This window comes from Rhodoferax sp. LB1P47 (genome assembly GCF_056521445.1).
This window is the reverse complement of the sequence record NZ_JBWMAU010000011.1, coordinates 39,401-56,590: the sequence shown is the minus strand read 5'-3', so window position 1 is coordinate 56,590 and position 17,190 is coordinate 39,401. Positions and strand designations below refer to the sequence as shown.

Below are 17,190 nucleotides of genomic sequence, written 5' to 3'. Positions count from 1 at the left end.
GGGGGCTCCAGTCAAAGAAGTTGGGTTCAAAAGCCGCAACACGCCAAGGTGCTGCCGCTCTATATACGCAGCCCCGTTGCCGCTGGATTCAAATCGACTGCATTTATTTAACATTCACTTTTTACAGAAGTATTCATCTCCATTAGTCTGCTTTTTATCCAGTATTTATGGGCTACGATCGTGGCCGCTTCTAATTCTTTTTCAACCGGAGAACACCATGAAAAAATTTCTGTCCATGTTGGCCGTCGTGGTCACCATCGGTTTGTCCAGCGCCCCGATGGATGCCGATGCCGCCAAGCGCATGGGCGCGGGCAAGTCGCTAGGCATGCAGCGCCAGGCTGCCACGCCTAACAAAGCTCCCACCGCCACCCCGAACCAAACGCCAGCAAACGCGTCTGCCGCCGCACCTGCGGCTGCCGGAACGGCTGCTGCGGCTGCAGCCGCGCCCAAGCGCTCGTGGATGGGCCCCTTGGCGGGCCTCGCCGCTGGCCTGGGCCTGGCCGCTTTGGCTTCGTCTATGGGGTTGGGTGGCGCACTGTCGTCGATGCTGATGTATGGCCTGCTGGCCGCAGCCGTGATGCTGGGCGTGGGCTTCTTCATGCGCAAACGTGCTGCGGCACGCCAGCAAGCGGGTGGCAACACCGTGGGCGGCATGCAGTACGCCGGTGCCGGTGCACCTGCGGATGCACACGCCACGCCTGCGGCGGATAACAGCGCCGCATTCAAGACCGCAGTGCCTGCGTCGGTAGTGGGTTCGGCCATCGGTTCCAGCATTGGATCCAGCATAGGTTCTGGCCTGTCCAGCCCCGTCGCCAGCCCGTCCATTCCGGACGACTTTGACACCGCTGGCTTTGTGCGCAACGCCAAGGTCAACTTCATTCGCCTGCAAGCCGCCAACGACGCGGGCAACCTGGAAGATATCCGCCAGTTCACCACGCCGGAAATGTTTGCCCAGCTGAAGATGGACCTGACCGAACGCGGTGCCGGGACCCAGCAGACCGATGTGGTCAGCATCGACGGTAACGTGTTCGAAGTGGTGGAAGAAAACGGCCACTACATCGTCAGCGTGCGCTTCACCGGCCTGATCCGCGAAGAAGCCAGCGCGCCGTCTGAATCGTTCGACGAAGTCTGGCACCTGACCAAGCCGCTGCAAGGCAACGGCGGCTGGGTACTGTCGGGCATCCAGCAGATGTAAAAATCTGCCGCGTTACTTGCAAAGCCCCGGCCCCACAGCCGGGGCTTTTTTCATGGGGCCCGGTAAACCAGCACCTTCAGCGCCCGCTCATCCGACACATCGGCAAACACCGCCGGGTTGGCCAGCCGCTCGACAAACGCCAGCGCAGGCGCCAGAACCCGCATCTGGTCTTGCAGAAACGCCACGCCCAGCTCCGGCGCGTTCAGGCACAGCAGCACATGGCCGCCGTGCATCAGCAGATCGGGCAGGCGGCGCATCAGGCGGGCGTAGTCCTTGGTGGCGATGAAGCTGCCTTTCTGAAAACTGGGCGGGTCTACGATAACCAGGTCGTACGGGCCGCTGCGGTTGATCTTGCCCCAGGTGGTGAAGATGTCGTGCGGCAAAAAGCTGGCCCCGGTGGTCAGGTTATTCAGCCGGTGGTTTTGCTGCCCAATGCCGATGGCCCCCTGGCCCATGTCCACATTGACCACCAGCTTGGCACCGGCCTGCAAAGCCACCACCGAGAAAGCGCAGGTGTAGGCAAACAGGTTCAGCACCCGAAAGTCCGGGCGGCCCGCCACGTGGGCCAAAGACTGCACATGGTTATGCACCCAGCGCCTGCCTTCGGCCATGTCCAGAAACAGGCCGTGGTTCTGCCCCTTGAGCACATGCACCCGGTAGCGTGCGCCCTGCTCCGTGACCACATGCGGGTCCGGCACTGCCCCAGCCATCAGCCGGGTCTCGGTGCGGCCATCGAAGCGGCATTGGTAGACCCAGTTCAGCGGTTGCTCCGGTGCCAGCTGTTGCCAGCGCGCGGCCAAGGCAGCGCCGATCGTGGCCAGTTCGTCATCGCTGGCAGGCTGGAAACTGGTCAACACCACAACCGGTGGAAAAGCATCCAGCGCCCAGTGCTCACAGCCCGGATACAGACCGCCCCGGCCATGAAAAATGCGCTGCGCATCGGTAGGCAGGTCCATCGAGGCGATGGCGTTGAGTAAGGCTTGCATCGGCGTACTATTTAAATATTTAAAGAAAAAAGCCCCGCAGCCCATATGGAATCTGCGCAGCCAGCTACTGAATTTGTAGCATTCGGATTTTAAGCCAAGCAGCTTACTGCGCCGCCGGGCAACCTGGCATACACACATCTGCCACTCCAGAGTCACGGCTTTGTCACGCCCCACTTCTAAGCTCATAGGCTTTGTCACCAAGGCCTACCCCATGCAGTTTTCTCCGCCCTCCTCCCACACTCTGCGTTCCCGCTGGGCACCGGCCACCCTGGCCCTGTGCATTGCGCTGGCGCTGGCTGCCTGCGGAGACGGTGACGGCGAAGAGGCCCCGCTGGGCACGCCCACCTTGGCCTTCGTGTCGCCCACGGAGAGCCTGGACCTCAGCAACTACACCCTGGCCGGCCGCTACACCCTGCCCGTTAACCTGACCGCCGGGGCCAACCAGATTGCCGCCGAAGTGTCCGCCGTAACCTACAACGCCGCCACCGACAGCCTGTTCATCATTGGCGATGAAGGCACCTACATCACCCAGATCTCCAAAACCGGCGCGGTCATCGACACCATGAACCTGCCCGCAGGCCTGTTTGCCGACCCCGAAGGTATTACCGCGATTGGCGGCGGCCAGTTTGTGGTGGCCAACGAGCGCCTGCGCACCGCCAACCTGCTGACCTACGCCGCAGGCACCACGCTGGACGCGGCCACCGTGCGCAGCGTCAAGCTGGGCACCACGGTAGGCAATGTGGGGCTGGAAGGCGTGAGCTTTGACCCGCTGACTGGCGGCTACATCTTCGTCAAAGAACTGTCGCCGCTGGGCATCTTCCAGACCACGCTGAACTTCAGCGCAGGCACCGCGTCCAACGGCTCGGCTACCACCGAAAACCCCACCAATCTGTTTGACCCTGCCCTGGCGGGCGTGCTGGACTTTGGCGACATCCACGCCCTGTCGAACACGCTGGCCAGCACGGCGGCGGACTACAGCCACCTGATGGTCTTGAGCAACGACACCGGCCGCATCCTGAAGATGGACCGCGCAGGCCGCATCTACGGCACGCTCGACATCCCCCAGGTCGCCGCGCACGAAGGCATCACCTTCGACAAGCAGCTCAACATGTACGTAACCAACGAAGCCGGTGGTGGCAGCCAGGCCCTGCCGCAACTGTGGGTGTACGCACCGACCCGCAGCAGCGCCGCCGTGGGCTTGGGCAGCAATGCCTACCTTACCTTCCCCGCCGCCGTGACCGCAGGCACCGGCAACATCACCCTGGTGGGCAGCGGTGGCGACACCCGCACCATCGCGGTAACCGACAGCACCCAGGTCAGCTTCAGCGGCAGCACCGTCAAGATCAACCCCAGCGCCGACCTGGCCCCCAACACCACGTACAGCATCCAGTACGCCAGCGGCGTGTTCCGCGCGGCCAGTGGCGTGGCCACCCAGGCCGTGGCCAGTGCACAAACCCTGGCCTTCACCAGCGTGCCCGACACCACCGCCCCCACCTATGCCAGCAGCACCCCGGCGGACAACGCCACCGGCATTGCCGAGGGCAGCAACATCACCCTCAGCTTGAGTGAGGCCGTGCGCGCCGGTGCGGGCAGCTTCACCATCACCAACGGCACAGACGACGTGCGCACACTCAGCGCCAGCGACACCAGCCAGGTCAGCATCAGCGGCAGCACCGTCACATTGAACCCCAGCAGCGACCTGCGCACCGGCACTGGCTACAGCGTGCTGGTATCGGCCACCGCCCTGGTGGATACCGCAGGCAACGCGTTTGCAGGCATCAGCGACAGCAGCCTGTTGAACTTCACCACCCTGGGCACCGCGCCACCCACCACGCTGGCTGCTGGCGACCTGCTGTTCATCGCCGCCAATGCCGACACGCCGGACGCGTTTGCCTTCATCCTGCTGCGCGCCATCGCCCCCGGCACCACCGTGTTCTTCAGCGACCGCGACAGCCTGACCGCCACCAACGAATCGGCCTTCCAGTGGACTGCCGACCGCGCCTACGCCGTGGGCACGGTGGTGAGCGTGCAGACCGACGCCGCCACCCCCACCACCGACAAAGGCAGCATCACCGGCCCCGGCGGCGGCATCAGCCCGAACAGCGAAACCATCTTCGCCTTCCAGGGCAGCATCGCCAGCCTGACCGCCACCACCGCCGGAAACCTCACCGTAGACCGCTACCTCGCCGCCATCAACCTCGGCACTGCGGGCCCGCTGGACACCACGCTGCAAGCCGCCCTGGCCAGCGCAGGCGCGTTCATCGCCTTCACACCCGAAGACAACGTGCGCTTTGCCGGTTCGCTGGATGCCACCGACATTGCCGCCCTGCGTGCCCGCATCGCCAACACCGCCAACTGGGCGCGCGACAACACCACGCCGTACCCGCTGACGGGCGGATCGCTGTTCCCCTGAAGTTGGGAAGCAGTCATGTAAAAAGCCCGGACATTTGCGTGTCCGGGCTTTTTTGATGGGTGCTGCAAGCAGCTACGCAGAAAACATGGCACCCACTTGCTGGAGCCAAGCTTGGCGTTTGGAATCCGTGGCATGGCTCACAGGTGACAGGGCGACCCACTCCACCTTGCGCACGCCGCATTTGCGCAGCGTGCCGCGCACCAGTGCGCGCTGCACCGCATCGCCATACAACCAGCGATAAGCCCATTTGGGCGTGTTCATGGTGGTCACGACGACGGCGCGCTGGATGTGGGTGAGCAGCCCCTTGACACCAAGCTTGGACGGTTCATAGGCCCATCCATTGGTAAACACCTTGTCGAGAAAGCCCTTGAGCAAAGCGGGCATAACCTCCCACCAGATCGGGAAAATGAAGACCACTTGCTGGGCTGCGTCAATACGTGCTTGGTAGCGCGGCACAGCGGGATCGGCACTTTGGCCTCGTGCATAAACAGCCAAATCTGCACCCCGCATGACGGGATCAAAGTCTTCGCCATCCAGATGCAACCGGTCCACGGTGTGGCCAGCTTGTTCGAGTTTCAGCACCACCCGCTGGTACAGCGCGTGGCAATAGCTATTGGAATAAGGGTGGGCCAGAATGACCAGGGTTTGCATGTGCGCTCCATCAGAAGTTGTGATGGAGCGATGGTGCTCGACGCATGCCGTACCGTCATTAACAAAGGTTCAGACGACGCGGGCGGACGGGGTTTCTTTCAATTTGCGCCGAATCCGGCTCAGGTGCACCGCACTCACGCCCAGGTAAGCCGCCAGAATGTGCAGCGGGATACGCTCCAGCCTCTGCTGGTGTGCCGCCTGCAACGCGAGATAGCGCTGGGTGGGCGAGTCGGCAATAGCGCTGGTGTAGAGGTTGGCGTAGTGGATGAGCCGTTGCTGCGTCAGCAGCTGTAAATCCGCTTGCAGGGCAAGGTCCGTCTGGGCGCGTGCATTGATGGCGCGCCGCTCCAGCACACGCAAACGGCAAGCCTCCATAGTGACCAAGTACAAGGCACTGGGACGTCCGGTCAAAAAACTCTCCAGCGAACTCACCACCTCGCCTTCAAAGAAAAACTGGGTACTGGTCTCGCGCCCCTCTGCATCCACCACATAGAGCCGAGCACACCCCTGCTCTACCAGATAGAGGCGTTGCGCCACCTCACCGGCACGCAGCAATGACTGGCGTGCATCCACCTGGCGGCAGGTGCCAAGTTCCAGAAAAGTGGTGTGCAGAGCCTTCATTGTGGGATAAGTCTATATCCAAAACCCCATTAACAAAAAAGCCGCGCAACCCTTAATGAGTCTGCGCGGCCAGCTACTGAATCAGTAGCAATTCGATAACTTACTTCTTCGCCGGCGGCAAGTCCGTGCAGCTGCCGTGCGCCACTTCTGCCGCCATGCCGATGCTCTCGCCGAGCGTGGGGTGCGGGTGGATGGTTTTGCTGATGTCCACCACGTCCGCGCCCATCTCGATGGCCAGCGCAATCTCACCGATCATGTCGCCTGCGTGGGTGCCGACCATACCGCCGCCGAGGATTTTGCCGTGGCCGTGGGCTTCTGGCGAGTCGTCAAACAGCAGCTTGGTGACGCCTTCGTCGCGGCCATTGGCGATGGCGCGGCCGGAGGCAGACCAAGGGAACAGGCCCTTTTTGACCTTGATGCCTTGGGCCTTGGCCTGGTCTTCGGTAAGGCCGACCCAGGCGACTTCGGGGTCGGTGTAGGCCACGCTGGGGATGACGCGGGCGTTGAAGGCGGCGGCGGCCAGCTCCTTGTTGCCTTGCAGTTCACCGGCGATGACCTCGGCCGCCACATGGGCTTCGTGCACGGCTTTGTGGGCCAGCATGGGCTGGCCGACGATGTCGCCGATGGCGAAGATGTGCGGCACGTTGGTGCGCATCTGGATGTCTACGTTGATGAAGCCCCGGTCAGTCACGGCCACACCGGCTTTGTCGGCGGCGATCTTCTTGCCGTTGGGCGTGCGGCCCACGGCTTGCAGCACCAGATCGTAGACCTGGGGTGCGGGGCAGGTACCGCCCTCTTCTGCGGGGGCAAAGGTGACTTCGATGCCCTCGGGCAAGGCGCGTGCGCCCACGGTCTTGGTCTTGAGCATGATGTTGTCAAAACGTGGCGCGTTCATTTTTTGCCAGATTTTGACCAGATCGCGGTCTGCGCCCTGCATCAGGCCGTCCATCATTTCGACCACGTCCAGGCGGGCGCCCAGGGTGCTGTAGACGGTGCCCATCTCTAAACCAATGATGCCGCCGCCCAGGATCAGCATGCGCTTGGGAACCTCCTTGAGCGCCAGCGCGCCGGTGCTGTCCACCACGCGCGGGTCTTCGGGCATGAAGGGCAGGCGCACGGCCTGGCTACCGGCGGCGATGATGGCGCGCTTGAACGCGATGGTTTGGGTTTTGCCGGTTTTTTCCTGGCCTTGGGCACCGGTGGTTTCTTCGACCTGCAGGTGGTTGGCGCCGACGAATTGGCCCAGGCCGCGCACGGTGGTGACCTTGCGCATCTTGGCCATGGCGGCCAAGCCACCGGTCAGCTTGGTGATGACTTTGTCTTTGTGGCCACGCAGCATGTCAATGTTGACGGTGGGCGCACCAAACTCAATGCCCAAAGCGCCAAGGTGGCTGACTTCGTCCATCACTGCCGCTACGTGCAGCAAGGCTTTGCTGGGGATGCAACCGACGTTCAGGCACACGCCGCCCAGGGTGGCGTAGCGTTCGACCAAGATGACTTTCAAACCCAGGTCGGCGGCGCGGAAGGCGGCGGAGTAGCCGCCAGGGCCCGCACCGAGCACCAGCAGGTCGCATTCCAGGTCGGCCGTACCGGCAAAGCTGGAGGCAGTGGGCGCGGGGGCAGATGCTACAACATTCGTAGCTGCTTGCGCAGGTGTTGCTTGCGCTGGAACCACTTTTGACTCTAAAACAGGGGCCACCGCAGCGCCCGCGACTTCCAGCGTCAAAACAACCGAACCTTCTTTGACTTTGTCGCCCAGCGCCACCGTGAGCGCGGTGACCACGCCGCCGTGGCTAGACGGGATTTCCATCGAGGCTTTGTCGCTCTCCACGGTCAGCAGGGATTGGTCGGCTTTGATGGTGTCGCCCACTTTGACCATCAACTCGATGACGGTGACTTCGGCGAAATCACCAATGTCGGGGACTTTGATATCTAGGGATGCCATTGGTTTGATCTCCACTTATTTCTTTAATTTGAGCGTAAAAACTTCCACCGGCCCGGCAGAGTTCTTGTCGAATTCACAGGCGGCTTGCACGCTCAGTACGGCCAGGTCGCGGGCCGACTTGGCGCTGCCCCAGCTCGCGTGCAGAGCGCCCAGCGCAAAGCTGCGCCCCGAGCCTATGCCCCAGAATTCTTTGAACTCGAAAACTTCGCGGTAGCTGTACAGGCCGTAGATGCCGGTGGCGTTGGCCACCACCACGCTGAACTGGCTGGACTCGTAGGGGTCGTTGTCGTCTTCTTTGGTTTGCAGAAAGAAGGCTTCTTTCAGCACCGGGTGCAGCTTGGTGAAGGTGCTGAACACCTCGTCTTTGCTGCCCAGCAAGAGCTGCTCGGGCGGCAACCCGGCCATCGCCAGGCGCAGCGCGGGGAAGTGCGCCACTGTGCCCGCCATGCCAATAAAGCTGGGGCCCGCCGGGGTGTCCACTTTGAAGATTTTGCTGTTGTCTTCAAAGCGGTTGCCCAGGCGGGTGTCGCCGAAGGTCACCAGCGTGTCGGCCGCGATGGCCACCACACCGGATTTTTTAACGACGACAACCGTTGTCATTTAGAGCAGTACCCGACGGAAGTCGGTCAACACCTGGCCGAAATAGACGTTGAAGCGGGCAGCAGAGGCACCGTCGATGACGCGGTGGTCCCAGCTCAGCGACAGCGGCAGCATCAGCTTGGGCACAAACGCCTTGCCGTCCCACTTGGGTTCGATCTGGCTCTTGCACACGCCCATGATGGCAACTTCGGGGGCGTTGATGATGGGCGTGAAGTAACGCCCGCCAATGCCGCCCAGGCTGGAGATGGTGAAGCAGGCACCGCTCATGTCGGCGGGGCCGAGCTTGCCATCTCTAGCCTTCTTGGCCAGCTCGCCCATTTCGGTGCTGATCTGGACCACCCCCTTTTTGTCGGCATCCTTGATGACCGGAACGACCAGGCCGTTGGGTGTGTCTGCTGCGAAGCCGATGTTGAAGTACTGCTTCATCACCAGTTGGTCGCCGTCCAGCGAGCTGTTGAACTCGGGGAACTTCTTGAGCGCGGCCACGCTGGCTTTGATCATGAAGGCGAGCATGGTGAGCTTGATGCCCGCCTTCTCGTTTTCCTTGTTCATCTGCACGCGGAAGGCTTCCAGCTCAGTGATGTCGCAGTCGTCGTGGTTGGTGACGTGCGGAATGATGACCCAGTTGCGGTGCAAATTAGCGCCGCTGATCTTCTTGATGCGCGACATGTCCTTGCGCTCGACCGGGCCGAACTTGGCAAAGTCCACCTTGGGCCAGGCCAGCAAGCCCAGACCCGCACCGCCGTCGCCTGCGGGGGCAGACTTGGCTTGGGCTGCAGCGATGGCCACCGTTTTGACCGCGCCAGACATGACCGAAGCGGTGAAGCTTTGCACGTCGGAGTCGGTGATGCGGCCCTTGCGGCCCGTGCCTTTGACTTCGGCCAGGGGCACGCCAAGTTCGCGGGCGAACTTGCGCACCGAGGGCGAAGCGTGGGGCAGCGCGCCGGTGGGGGCCACGGTGGGGTTGTGGGCGGCAGGGGCCGCAGCAGGCGCTATGGCTACGGATGCAACGACAGCAACCGGCGCAGTAGCCGCGACGGCAGCCACGGGTGCAGCGGCAGCGGCAGCGGCAACAGGCGCTGCAACCGAGGCCACGCCTTCCAGAATTGCCAGCAGGTCGCCGATGTTGATGGTGTCGCCCATCTTGACCTTGAGCTCTTTGAGCACACCGGCCGAAGAAGAAGGGATTTCCATCGAAGCCTTGTCGCTCTCAACAGTGATCAGCGACTGCTCTTGCTTGATGGTGTCGCCAACCTTGACCATGACTTCGATGACGACCACGTCTTTGAAGTCGCCAATGTCGGGCACGAAGATTTGGACCGGGCCGGAGGCCGTAGGTGCGGCGGCGGGTGCTGCTACAGGAGTTGTAGCTACCGGCGTAGGTGCTGCCTGCGCTGGAGCCGCTTTTGATGCCTCAACTGGGGCCGCAGCGGGTGCGGCGGCGTCGCCAGCTACTTCCAGCATTACCACCAATGAGCCCTGCTTGACCTTGTCACCCAGGGCAACCTTGATCTCTTTGACCACACCGGCGGCGCTGGACGGGATTTCCATCGAGGCTTTGTCGGATTCGACGGTGATCAGCGACTGGTCGGCCTTGACGGTATCGCCGGGTTTGACCATCAGCTCGATGACGGTCACCTCGTCAAAGTCCCCAATGTCGGGGACATGAATTTCAATCAATGCCATGTTTGTGTCTCCAAAATTGCGCGCAAAACCGATCTCGTCGGTTTTGCGCGCTGGGGGTTTTTATGCGTAGAGCGGGTTGACCTTGTCGGCCTGGATGCCGTACTTGGCAATGGCTTCAGCCACTTTTTCGACGGGCACAGTGCCGTCTTCGCTCAGCGCCTTGAGGGTGGCGACCACGATGTAGTGGCGGTTGATCTCGAAGTGCTCGCGCAGCTTGCTGCGGAAGTCGCTGCGGCCAAAACCGTCGGTGCCCAGCACTTTATAGGTGCGACCCTTGGGGATGTACGGGCGAATCTGCTCGGCGTAGGCCTTCATGTAGTCGGTAGACGCGATGACAGGGCCGGCGTGGCCCGCCAGTTGGTCGGTCACGAAGCAGCTACGGGGTGCCTCCAGCGGGTGCAGCAGGTTGTAACGCTCGGCATCCTGGCCGTCGCGGGTCAGCTCGTTGAAGCTTGGGCAACTCCAGACGTTGGCGGCAATGCCCCAGTCGGCTGCGAGCAGCTCTTGCGCGGCCATGGATTCGCGCAGGATGGTGCCGGAGCCCAGCAGTTGCACGGTGCCTTGGCCGTTGGCGGCGGGTTTGCACAGGTACATGCCCTTGATGATTTGCTCTTCCGTGCCAGCGGTGAGGCCGGGCATGGGGTAGTTTTCATTCAGCAGGGTCAGGTAGTAGTAGACGTTGTCCTGCTTTTCGACCATGCGTTTGAGGCCGTGGTGCAGGATGACGCCAACTTCGTGGGCAAACGTGGGGTCGTAGCTGATGCAGTTGGGGATGGTGTTGGCCAGGATGTGGCTGTGGCCATCTTCGTGCTGCAAGCCTTCGCCGTTCAGTGTGGTACGGCCCGAGGTGCCGCCCAGCAAGAAACCACGGGCTTGCATGTCGCCAGCCGCCCAGGCCAGGTCGCCAATGCGCTGGAAACCAAACATCGAGTAGTACACGTAGAACGGCACCATGATGCGGTTGCTGGTGCTGTAGCTGGTGGCCGCAGCGATCCAGCTGGACATGCCACCGGCTTCGTTGATGCCTTCTTGCAGGATCTGCCCGGCCTTGTCTTCGCGGTAGTACATGACCTGGTCTTTGTCGACCGGGGTGTACTGCTGGCCAGCGGGGTTGTAGATACCGATCTGGCGGAACAGGCCTTCCATACCAAAGGTACGGGCTTCGTCCACCAAAATCGGCACCACGCGCGGGCCCAGCGCCTGGTCACGCAACAGCGTGGTCAAAAAGCGCACGTAGGCCTGGGTGGTGGAGATTTCACGGCCTTCTGGCGTGGGCTCCATCACGGTTTTGAAGGTTTCCAGCGCGGGCACGGTGAACTGCTCGTCGGCCTTGACACGGCGGTGTGGCAGGTAGCCGCCCAGGGCCTTGCGGCGCTCGTGCAGGTACTGCATTTCGGGCGTGTCGTCGGCCGGCTTGAAGAACGGAATCTCGGCCAGTTGGCTATCAGGAATTGGGATGTTGAAGCGGTCGCGGAAGATTTTGATGTCTTCGTCGGTGAGCTTCTTGGTCTGGTGGACGTTGTTCTTGCCTTCGCCGCTCTTGCCCATGCCAAAGCCCTTGACGGTCTTGATCAACAGCACGGTAGGTTCGTCTTTGTGGTTGACGGCTTGGTGGTAGGCCGCGTAGACCTTCTTGGCATCGTGGCCACCACGTTTCAGAGCGAAGATTTCGTCGTCGGTCATATGGGCGACCATCTCTAAGGTGCGCGGATCGCGGCCGAAGAAATGCTTGCGCACGTAGGCGCCGTCGTTGGCTTTGAAGGCCTGGTAGTCGCCGTCCAGCGTGTCCATCATCAGCTTCTTCAAAGCGCCGTCTTTGTCGCGGGCCAACAGAGGGTCCCACTCGCTGCCCCAGAGCAGCTTGATGACGTTCCAGCCGGAGCCACGGAATTCGCCTTCGAGCTCTTGCACGATCTTGCCGTTGCCGCGCACCGGGCCGTCCAGGCGCTGCAGGTTGCAGTTCACCACGAAGATCAGGTTGTCGAGCTTCTCACGCGCGGCCAGGCCGATGGCGCCCAGGGATTCGACTTCGTCCATCTCGCCGTCGCCGCAGAACACCCAAACCTTGCGGTTGGCGGTGTCGGCAATGCCACGGGCGTGCAGGTATTTCAGGAAACGGGCCTGGTAGATGGCCATCAGTGGGCCTAGGCCCATAGATACGGTGGGGAACTGCCAGAAGTTGGGCATCAGCTTGGGATGCGGGTAGCTGGACAGACCCTTGCCGTCCACTTCCTGGCGAAAGTTCAACAGCTGCTCTTCAGAAAGGCGGCCTTCCAGGTAGGCGCGGGCATACACGCCGGGCGACACATGGCCCTGGATGTAGAGGCAGTCGCCACCGTGGTTTTCGTTCTCGGCATGCCAAAAGTGGTTAAAGCCAGCGCCAAACATGTGGGCCAGCGAGGCGAACGAGCCGATGTGGCCGCCCAGGTCACCGCCGTCTACCGGGTGGTGGCGATTCGCCTTGACAACCATCGCCATCGCGTTCCAGCGCATGTAGGCGCGCAGGCGCTCTTCGATCTCGATGTTGCCGGGGCAACGCACTTCCTGGTCGGTGGAAATAGTGTTGACGTAGCCGGTGGTGGCCGAGAAAGGCATGTCAATGCTTTTTTGTCGCGCATGTTCCAGCAACTGCTCTAAAAGAAAGTGGGCGCGATCGGGGCCTTCGCTCTCGATGACGGCGGACAGCGCATCCATCCACTCACGGGTTTCCTGGCTGTCTGCGTCGGTTTGCGCAGCTCCTGACAGGCTTTCGGGTACAGCTGACATGCTTTGTCTCCTAGGTTGGGTAGCGGTATTTTGATGGTTTGGCACAGCTTTTTTGGGCGGCACGTCTATTTTTGCACAAAAGATTCAAAATTTCAATATGTGATCATTCGTTTCATAATGTGGTTTATAAGCGCTTAGAACTGCGTAAAAACACGCATAGTCATTTGTGGTTTTGGGCTCTAGGCAGACTCTCCCCTACACTGCACCCATGCCCCAGCGACCGTCAAAAACCCTTCCCCCTTCTTCTTTAATAGCCCCTGCCCGCTGGTGGAAGCTCTGGTGGGGCCGCCAAACACCGCACCGGCAAGACCGCTTTGCCATGCTGGCACCGCTGATTGCGGTATTGATGTTTCTGGCCGCCATCGGCTCGGCTTTCATGTATTTGCGGCTGGAAGAAATCGACCGCGAACAAGAAGCCGTGAAGCGCGATGTGGAGTACACCCAGCAGCAAATCCGCCTGCGCCTGCTGGAGCGCCAAGAACAGCTCATGCGCATCGGCCGTGACATCTCCAACGAAGAGGTGGACACCGAAGAATTCATCAGCCGCGCCGAGTCTCTGGTCGCACAGCACCCGGACTTGCAGTCCGTCAGCTGGATCGACGAGCGCCGCCGCATCAAGGCCAGCTATGCCGCGCCCAGCCTGCCCACACCCCAGGTACGGGCGGTTGACACCGTGCTACGGCCCGGTGGCGATACCGAAAGCACCTTCAGCCTGGCACGCGACCTGCAACAGCCGGTCTACGCCCAACCGGCTGGCACGCAAGACACCGTGCCACTGCTGCAATTGCATATTCCCCTGGCAGACCGGGGCCACTTCGCGGGCGTTTTGCTGGCCGAATATTCCAATGAAAGCCTCTTGCGTTATGGTGTACCGGCCGAGGTTTTGGCCAAATACGCGGTAGCCCTGCTCAATGGCAATGGCCAGGTACTGGCGGGCAATGCCGCCCCCGTGCGCATGGGGGGTGCCCGCTTGCTACCGTGGTCCAGCCAATCAGAACCGTATGAAGTGTCGGTATCCCCGGTGGGCAACGGCTTGGTGCTGCGCGCCCAGGCCTACCGCACCTCGCAGGGCGTGGTCGGCACCGGCCTGTTCTGGCTGGTGGGCGCCCTGAGCATCCTGACCGCCTGGATGCTGATCGGCAACTGGAAGCACACCCGCCGCCGCCTGCAAGCCCAGCAGGCCTTGGTGTCGGAAACCAACTTTCGCCGCGCCATGGAAAGCTCGATGCTGACCGGCATGCGTGCGCTCGACATGCAAGGCCGCATCACCTATGTGAACACCGCGTTTTGCCGCATGACCGGCTGGAGCGAAGCCGACCTGGTGGGCCACACCGCGCCATTTGCCCACTGGCCCGAAGAAGACCGCGACTACCTGGTGGCCCGGCTGGAGGACGAACTCAATGGCCGCACCCCACCCGGCGGATTTCAGGTGCGGGTCAAGCGCCGCGACGGCAGCGTGTTCGATGGCCGCATGTACGTGGCACCGCTGATCGACGCGGTAGGCAAACAAACCGGCTGGATGACCTCGATGACCGACATCACCGAGCCGAACCGCATCCGCGAGCAATTATCTGCATCGTATGAGCGTTTTACCAAGGTACTGGAAGCGCTGGATGCTTCTGTTTCTGTAGCACCCATCAACAGCCACGAACTGCTGTTTGCCAACAAGCTGTACCGCCTGTGGTTTGGCGTGCAAACCGAGGGCCATGAAAAACTGGTGGCCGAAGCGGGAGTGCCCAGCATCCCCGTCAGCGACGAGGCGATGGACGATGACGTGGACGCGTTTGTCGGCCTGCCCACCGACAGCCTGACCGACACCCAGTCCGAAAGCACCGAAGTCTTTGTCCCCGAGCTGGGCAAGTGGCTAGAAGTGCGCACCCGCTACCTGAGCTGGGTGGATGCCCGCCTAGTGCAGATGGTGATTGCCACCGACATCACGCCGCGCCGCCGCGCCGAAGAGCAATCGGCCGCCCAGGCCGAGCGCGCCCAAAGCTCCAGCCGCCTAATCACCATGGGCGAAATGGCCTCCAGCGTGGCCCACGAGCTGAACCAGCCGCTGGCCGCCATCAGCAACTACTGCAACGGCATGGTGTCGCGCATCAAGGGTGCGGGCATTGCCGAAGCCGACCTGCTGGCCGCGCTGGACAAGACCGCCCGCCAGGCCCAGCGCGCGGGCCAGATCATCCAGCGCATCCAGTCGTTTGTGAAGCGTAGCGAGCCCAACCGCAGCCTGTCCGACGTGGAGCACATGGTGTCGGAAGCCGTGGAGCTGGCCAGCATTGAACTGCGCCGCCGCAACGTGCGCCTGAGCCATTACGTTGCCGCCCGCCTGCCCCGGCTGCTGGTGGACCCGATTTTGATCGAGCAGGTGCTGGTGAATTTGCTGCGCAACGCCGCCGAAGCAATTGACCTGGCCCAGCGCATCACGTCCAACCGCAACATCGAACTGCGCGTGGTCCCCAAACTGGTCAACGACAAAGCGGGCATCGAATTCTCGGTCGCAGACACGGGCAACGGCCTGGCCCCCGAAGTCAAAGAGCGCCTGTTTGAAGCCTTCTTTTCGACCAAAGCCGAGGGTATGGGCATCGGCCTGAACCTGTGCCGCACGATTGTCGAGTCGCACCTGGGCCGGATGCAGGCCGAGAACCTCTACAATGGAAACGAAGGCACAGGGTGCCGTTTTTCATTCTGGATTCCGTTGGCGCAAGTTTCTGTTACACAGAACAGCCCAGCAAACCCTACCCAAAACCCCGGAGTGACTGCATGAGTTTGATCCCCAAAAAAGGTACTGTGTATGTGGTCGATGACGACGAAGCCGTCCGCGATTCGCTGCAATGGCTGCTCGAAGGCAAGGACTACCGGGTTCGCTGCTTTGATTCCGCAGAATCTTTTTTAAGCCGCTTCGATGCCCGCGAAGTCGCCTGCCTGATCGTCGATATCCGCATGGGCGGCATGACCGGTCTGGAGCTGCAAGACCGCTTGATTGAACGCAAATCGCCCTTGCCCATCGTCTTCATCACCGGCCACGGCGACGTGCCCATGGCGGTGGACACGATGAAAAAAGGCGCCATGGACTTCATCCAAAAGCCTTTCAAAGAAGACGAACTGGTTGGCTTGGTCGAGCGCATGCTGGAGCACGCCAAAGAAGCCTTCACCGACCACCAGCAAGCCGCCAGCCGGGGCGCGCTGCTGTCCAAGCTCACCTCGCGCGAAAGCCAGGTGCTGGAACGCATCGTCGCCGGTCGCCTGAACAAGCAAATCGCCGACGATCTGGGCATCAGCATCAAAACGGTGGAAGCGCACCGCGCCAACATCATGGAAAAGCTCAACGCCAATACCGTAGCCGACCTGCTGAAGATTGCTTTGGGACAAGTTGCCCCCAAGCAATAACGCTACCGCTTTAATAGCTATATACGCCCGCTGCACCTGCGCTAGCGGGCGTTTTAATTTGAATTTTTGAAAAATGACCGCTCAACTGATTGATGGCAACGCCCTGTCCCAAAAACTACGCCTGGACGTAGCCGCACGCACCACAGCCCTGAAAACCCGTGGCGTAACCCCCGGCCTGGCCGTCGTCCTGGTGGGAGACAACCCGGCCAGCCAGGTCTACGTGCGCAACAAGGTCAAGGCCTGTGCCGATGCCGGCCTGCACTCGGTGCTGGAAAAGTACGACGCAGAGATGACCGAAGCCGCGCTGCTGGCCCGGGTGGATGCGCTGAACAACGATCCCCTCATCCACGGCATCCTGGTGCAACTGCCCTTGCCCGCCCACATCGACGCGCAAAAAGTCATCGAAGCCATTGCCCCCAGCAAAGACGTGGACGGCTTCCACATTGCCAGCGCTGGCGCACTGATGACCGGCGCGCCCGGCTTCTGGCCCTGCACGCCGTATGGCTGCATGAAGATGCTGGAGAGCATTGGCTATGACCTGCGCGGCAAGCACGCGGTGGTGATTGGCCGCTCCAACATCGTCGGGAAACCGATGGCCTTGATGCTGCTGCAAAAGAACGCCACCGTCACCATCTGCCACAGCGGCACGGCGGACCTGAAAGCCATGACGCTACAGGCCGACGTGGTGGTTGCCGCAGTGGGCAAGCGCAATGTGCTGACCGCCGACATGGTCAAGCCCGGTGCCGTGGTAATCGACGTGGGTATGAACCGCACCCCCGAGGGCAAACTGTGCGGCGACGTAGACTTTGACGGTGTCAAGCCAGTCGCCAGCTTCATCACCCCGGTGCCCGGCGGAGTCGGCCCCATGACCATCACCATGCTGCTGGTCAATACGATGGAAGCAGCAGAACGCTCTGTTGCCTCTTGAATCTACCGA

The 17,190-nt window shown here is 61.7% G+C and carries 12 protein-coding genes; 5 read left to right on the top strand and 7 right to left on the bottom strand.

Annotated elements, in window-relative coordinates; genetic code table 11:
- Positions 1 to 217 precede the first annotated feature (217 nt).
- The gene (locus AC0969_RS13310) at positions 218 to 1,195 is read left to right on the top strand and encodes a Tim44 domain-containing protein (protein WP_479624631.1); all 978 of its coding nucleotides are present in this window, start codon (positions 218 to 220) and stop codon (positions 1,193 to 1,195) included.
- Positions 1,196 to 1,245: 50 nt separating this feature from the next.
- Here AC0969_RS13310 and AC0969_RS13305 read toward each other — a convergent pair whose 3' ends face one another.
- Positions 1,246 to 2,181: a class I SAM-dependent methyltransferase gene (locus tag AC0969_RS13305; RefSeq protein ID WP_479624630.1), complete on the bottom strand. Its 936-nt coding sequence runs from the start codon at positions 2,179 to 2,181 to the stop codon at positions 1,246 to 1,248.
- Between the two features lie 211 nt (positions 2,182 to 2,392).
- On the opposite strand from AC0969_RS13305, the gene AC0969_RS13300 reads away from it, so the two are divergent.
- Positions 2,393 to 4,594 carry an SdiA-regulated domain-containing protein gene (locus AC0969_RS13300; protein WP_479624629.1) on the top strand — a complete coding sequence of 734 codons (2,202 nt, stop codon included), beginning with the start codon at positions 2,393 to 2,395 and terminating at the stop codon, positions 4,592 to 4,594.
- Positions 4,595 to 4,666: 72 nt separating this feature from the next.
- Here AC0969_RS13300 and AC0969_RS13295 read toward each other — a convergent pair whose 3' ends face one another.
- The 6 genes from AC0969_RS13295 to aceE all read right to left on the bottom strand — a co-directional run bounded on the left by AC0969_RS13295 (position 4,667) and on the right by aceE (position 12,863).
- Positions 4,667 to 5,245 (bottom strand): NAD(P)H-dependent oxidoreductase, encoded by a 579-nt coding sequence (locus AC0969_RS13295; RefSeq protein WP_479624628.1) that lies wholly within the window; start codon positions 5,243 to 5,245, stop codon positions 4,667 to 4,669.
- 69 nt (positions 5,246 to 5,314) lie between these two features.
- The gene (locus AC0969_RS13290) at positions 5,315 to 5,866 is read right to left on the bottom strand and encodes a Crp/Fnr family transcriptional regulator (RefSeq protein ID WP_479624627.1); all 552 of its coding nucleotides are present in this window, start codon (positions 5,864 to 5,866) and stop codon (positions 5,315 to 5,317) included.
- A gap of 100 nt (positions 5,867 to 5,966) precedes the next feature.
- Positions 5,967 to 7,811, bottom strand: a complete 1,845-nt coding sequence (gene lpdA, locus AC0969_RS13285; RefSeq protein WP_479624626.1) for a dihydrolipoyl dehydrogenase — start codon at positions 7,809 to 7,811, stop codon at positions 5,967 to 5,969.
- A gap of 15 nt (positions 7,812 to 7,826) precedes the next feature.
- The gene (locus AC0969_RS13280) at positions 7,827 to 8,411 is read right to left on the bottom strand and encodes an Ntn hydrolase family protein (protein WP_479624625.1); all 585 of its coding nucleotides are present in this window, start codon (positions 8,409 to 8,411) and stop codon (positions 7,827 to 7,829) included.
- The gene (gene aceF, locus AC0969_RS13275; RefSeq protein ID WP_479624624.1) at positions 8,412 to 10,097 is read right to left on the bottom strand and encodes a dihydrolipoyllysine-residue acetyltransferase; all 1,686 of its coding nucleotides are present in this window, start codon (positions 10,095 to 10,097) and stop codon (positions 8,412 to 8,414) included. It abuts the gene before it with no gap.
- A gap of 60 nt (positions 10,098 to 10,157) precedes the next feature.
- Positions 10,158 to 12,863, bottom strand: a complete 2,706-nt coding sequence (gene aceE, locus AC0969_RS13270) for a pyruvate dehydrogenase (acetyl-transferring), homodimeric type (protein WP_479624623.1) — start codon at positions 12,861 to 12,863, stop codon at positions 10,158 to 10,160.
- Positions 12,864 to 13,071: 208 nt separating this feature from the next.
- Between aceE and AC0969_RS13265 the strand changes: the two genes are divergently transcribed.
- From AC0969_RS13265 to folD, 3 genes are all read left to right on the top strand, one after another.
- Entirely contained in the window at positions 13,072 to 15,630 is a 2,559-nt protein-coding gene (locus AC0969_RS13265; protein ID WP_479624622.1) for a PAS domain-containing sensor histidine kinase, read from the top strand.
- Positions 15,627 to 16,253 carry a response regulator transcription factor gene (locus tag AC0969_RS13260; RefSeq protein ID WP_479624621.1) on the top strand — a complete coding sequence of 209 codons (627 nt, stop codon included), beginning with the start codon at positions 15,627 to 15,629 and terminating at the stop codon, positions 16,251 to 16,253. Before AC0969_RS13265 ends, AC0969_RS13260 begins: the two co-directional genes overlap by 4 nt.
- Before the next feature lie 73 nt (positions 16,254 to 16,326).
- Positions 16,327 to 17,181 (top strand): bifunctional methylenetetrahydrofolate dehydrogenase/methenyltetrahydrofolate cyclohydrolase FolD, encoded by an 855-nt coding sequence (gene folD, locus AC0969_RS13255; RefSeq protein ID WP_479624620.1) that lies wholly within the window; start codon positions 16,327 to 16,329, stop codon positions 17,179 to 17,181.
- Positions 17,182 to 17,190: the final 9 nt, after the last annotated feature.

Bases quoted from the DNA above. Each gene is read 5' to 3' on its own strand.
- AC0969_RS13305 (WP_479624630.1), bottom strand. From the start codon at position 2,181: ATGCAAGCCTTACTCAACGCCATCGCCTCGATGGACCTGCCTACCGAT.
- folD (WP_479624620.1), top strand. From the start codon at position 16,327: ATGACCGCTCAACTGATTGATGGCAACGCCCTGTCCCAAAAACTACGC.
- aceE (WP_479624623.1), bottom strand. From the start codon at position 12,863: ATGTCAGCTGTACCCGAAAGCCTGTCAGGAGCTGCGCAAACCGACGCA.
- AC0969_RS13290 (WP_479624627.1), bottom strand. From the start codon at position 5,866: ATGAAGGCTCTGCACACCACTTTTCTGGAACTTGGCACCTGCCGCCAG.
- AC0969_RS13295 (WP_479624628.1), bottom strand. From the start codon at position 5,245: ATGCAAACCCTGGTCATTCTGGCCCACCCTTATTCCAATAGCTATTGC.
- AC0969_RS13300 (WP_479624629.1), top strand. From the start codon at position 2,393: ATGCAGTTTTCTCCGCCCTCCTCCCACACTCTGCGTTCCCGCTGGGCA.
- AC0969_RS13265 (WP_479624622.1), top strand. From the start codon at position 13,072: ATGCCCCAGCGACCGTCAAAAACCCTTCCCCCTTCTTCTTTAATAGCC.
- AC0969_RS13310 (WP_479624631.1), top strand. From the start codon at position 218: ATGAAAAAATTTCTGTCCATGTTGGCCGTCGTGGTCACCATCGGTTTG.
- lpdA (WP_479624626.1), bottom strand. From the start codon at position 7,811: ATGGCATCCCTAGATATCAAAGTCCCCGACATTGGTGATTTCGCCGAA.
- aceF (WP_479624624.1), bottom strand. From the start codon at position 10,097: ATGGCATTGATTGAAATTCATGTCCCCGACATTGGGGACTTTGACGAG.
- AC0969_RS13260 (WP_479624621.1), top strand. From the start codon at position 15,627: ATGAGTTTGATCCCCAAAAAAGGTACTGTGTATGTGGTCGATGACGAC.
- AC0969_RS13280 (WP_479624625.1), bottom strand. From the start codon at position 8,411: ATGACAACGGTTGTCGTCGTTAAAAAATCCGGTGTGGTGGCCATCGCG.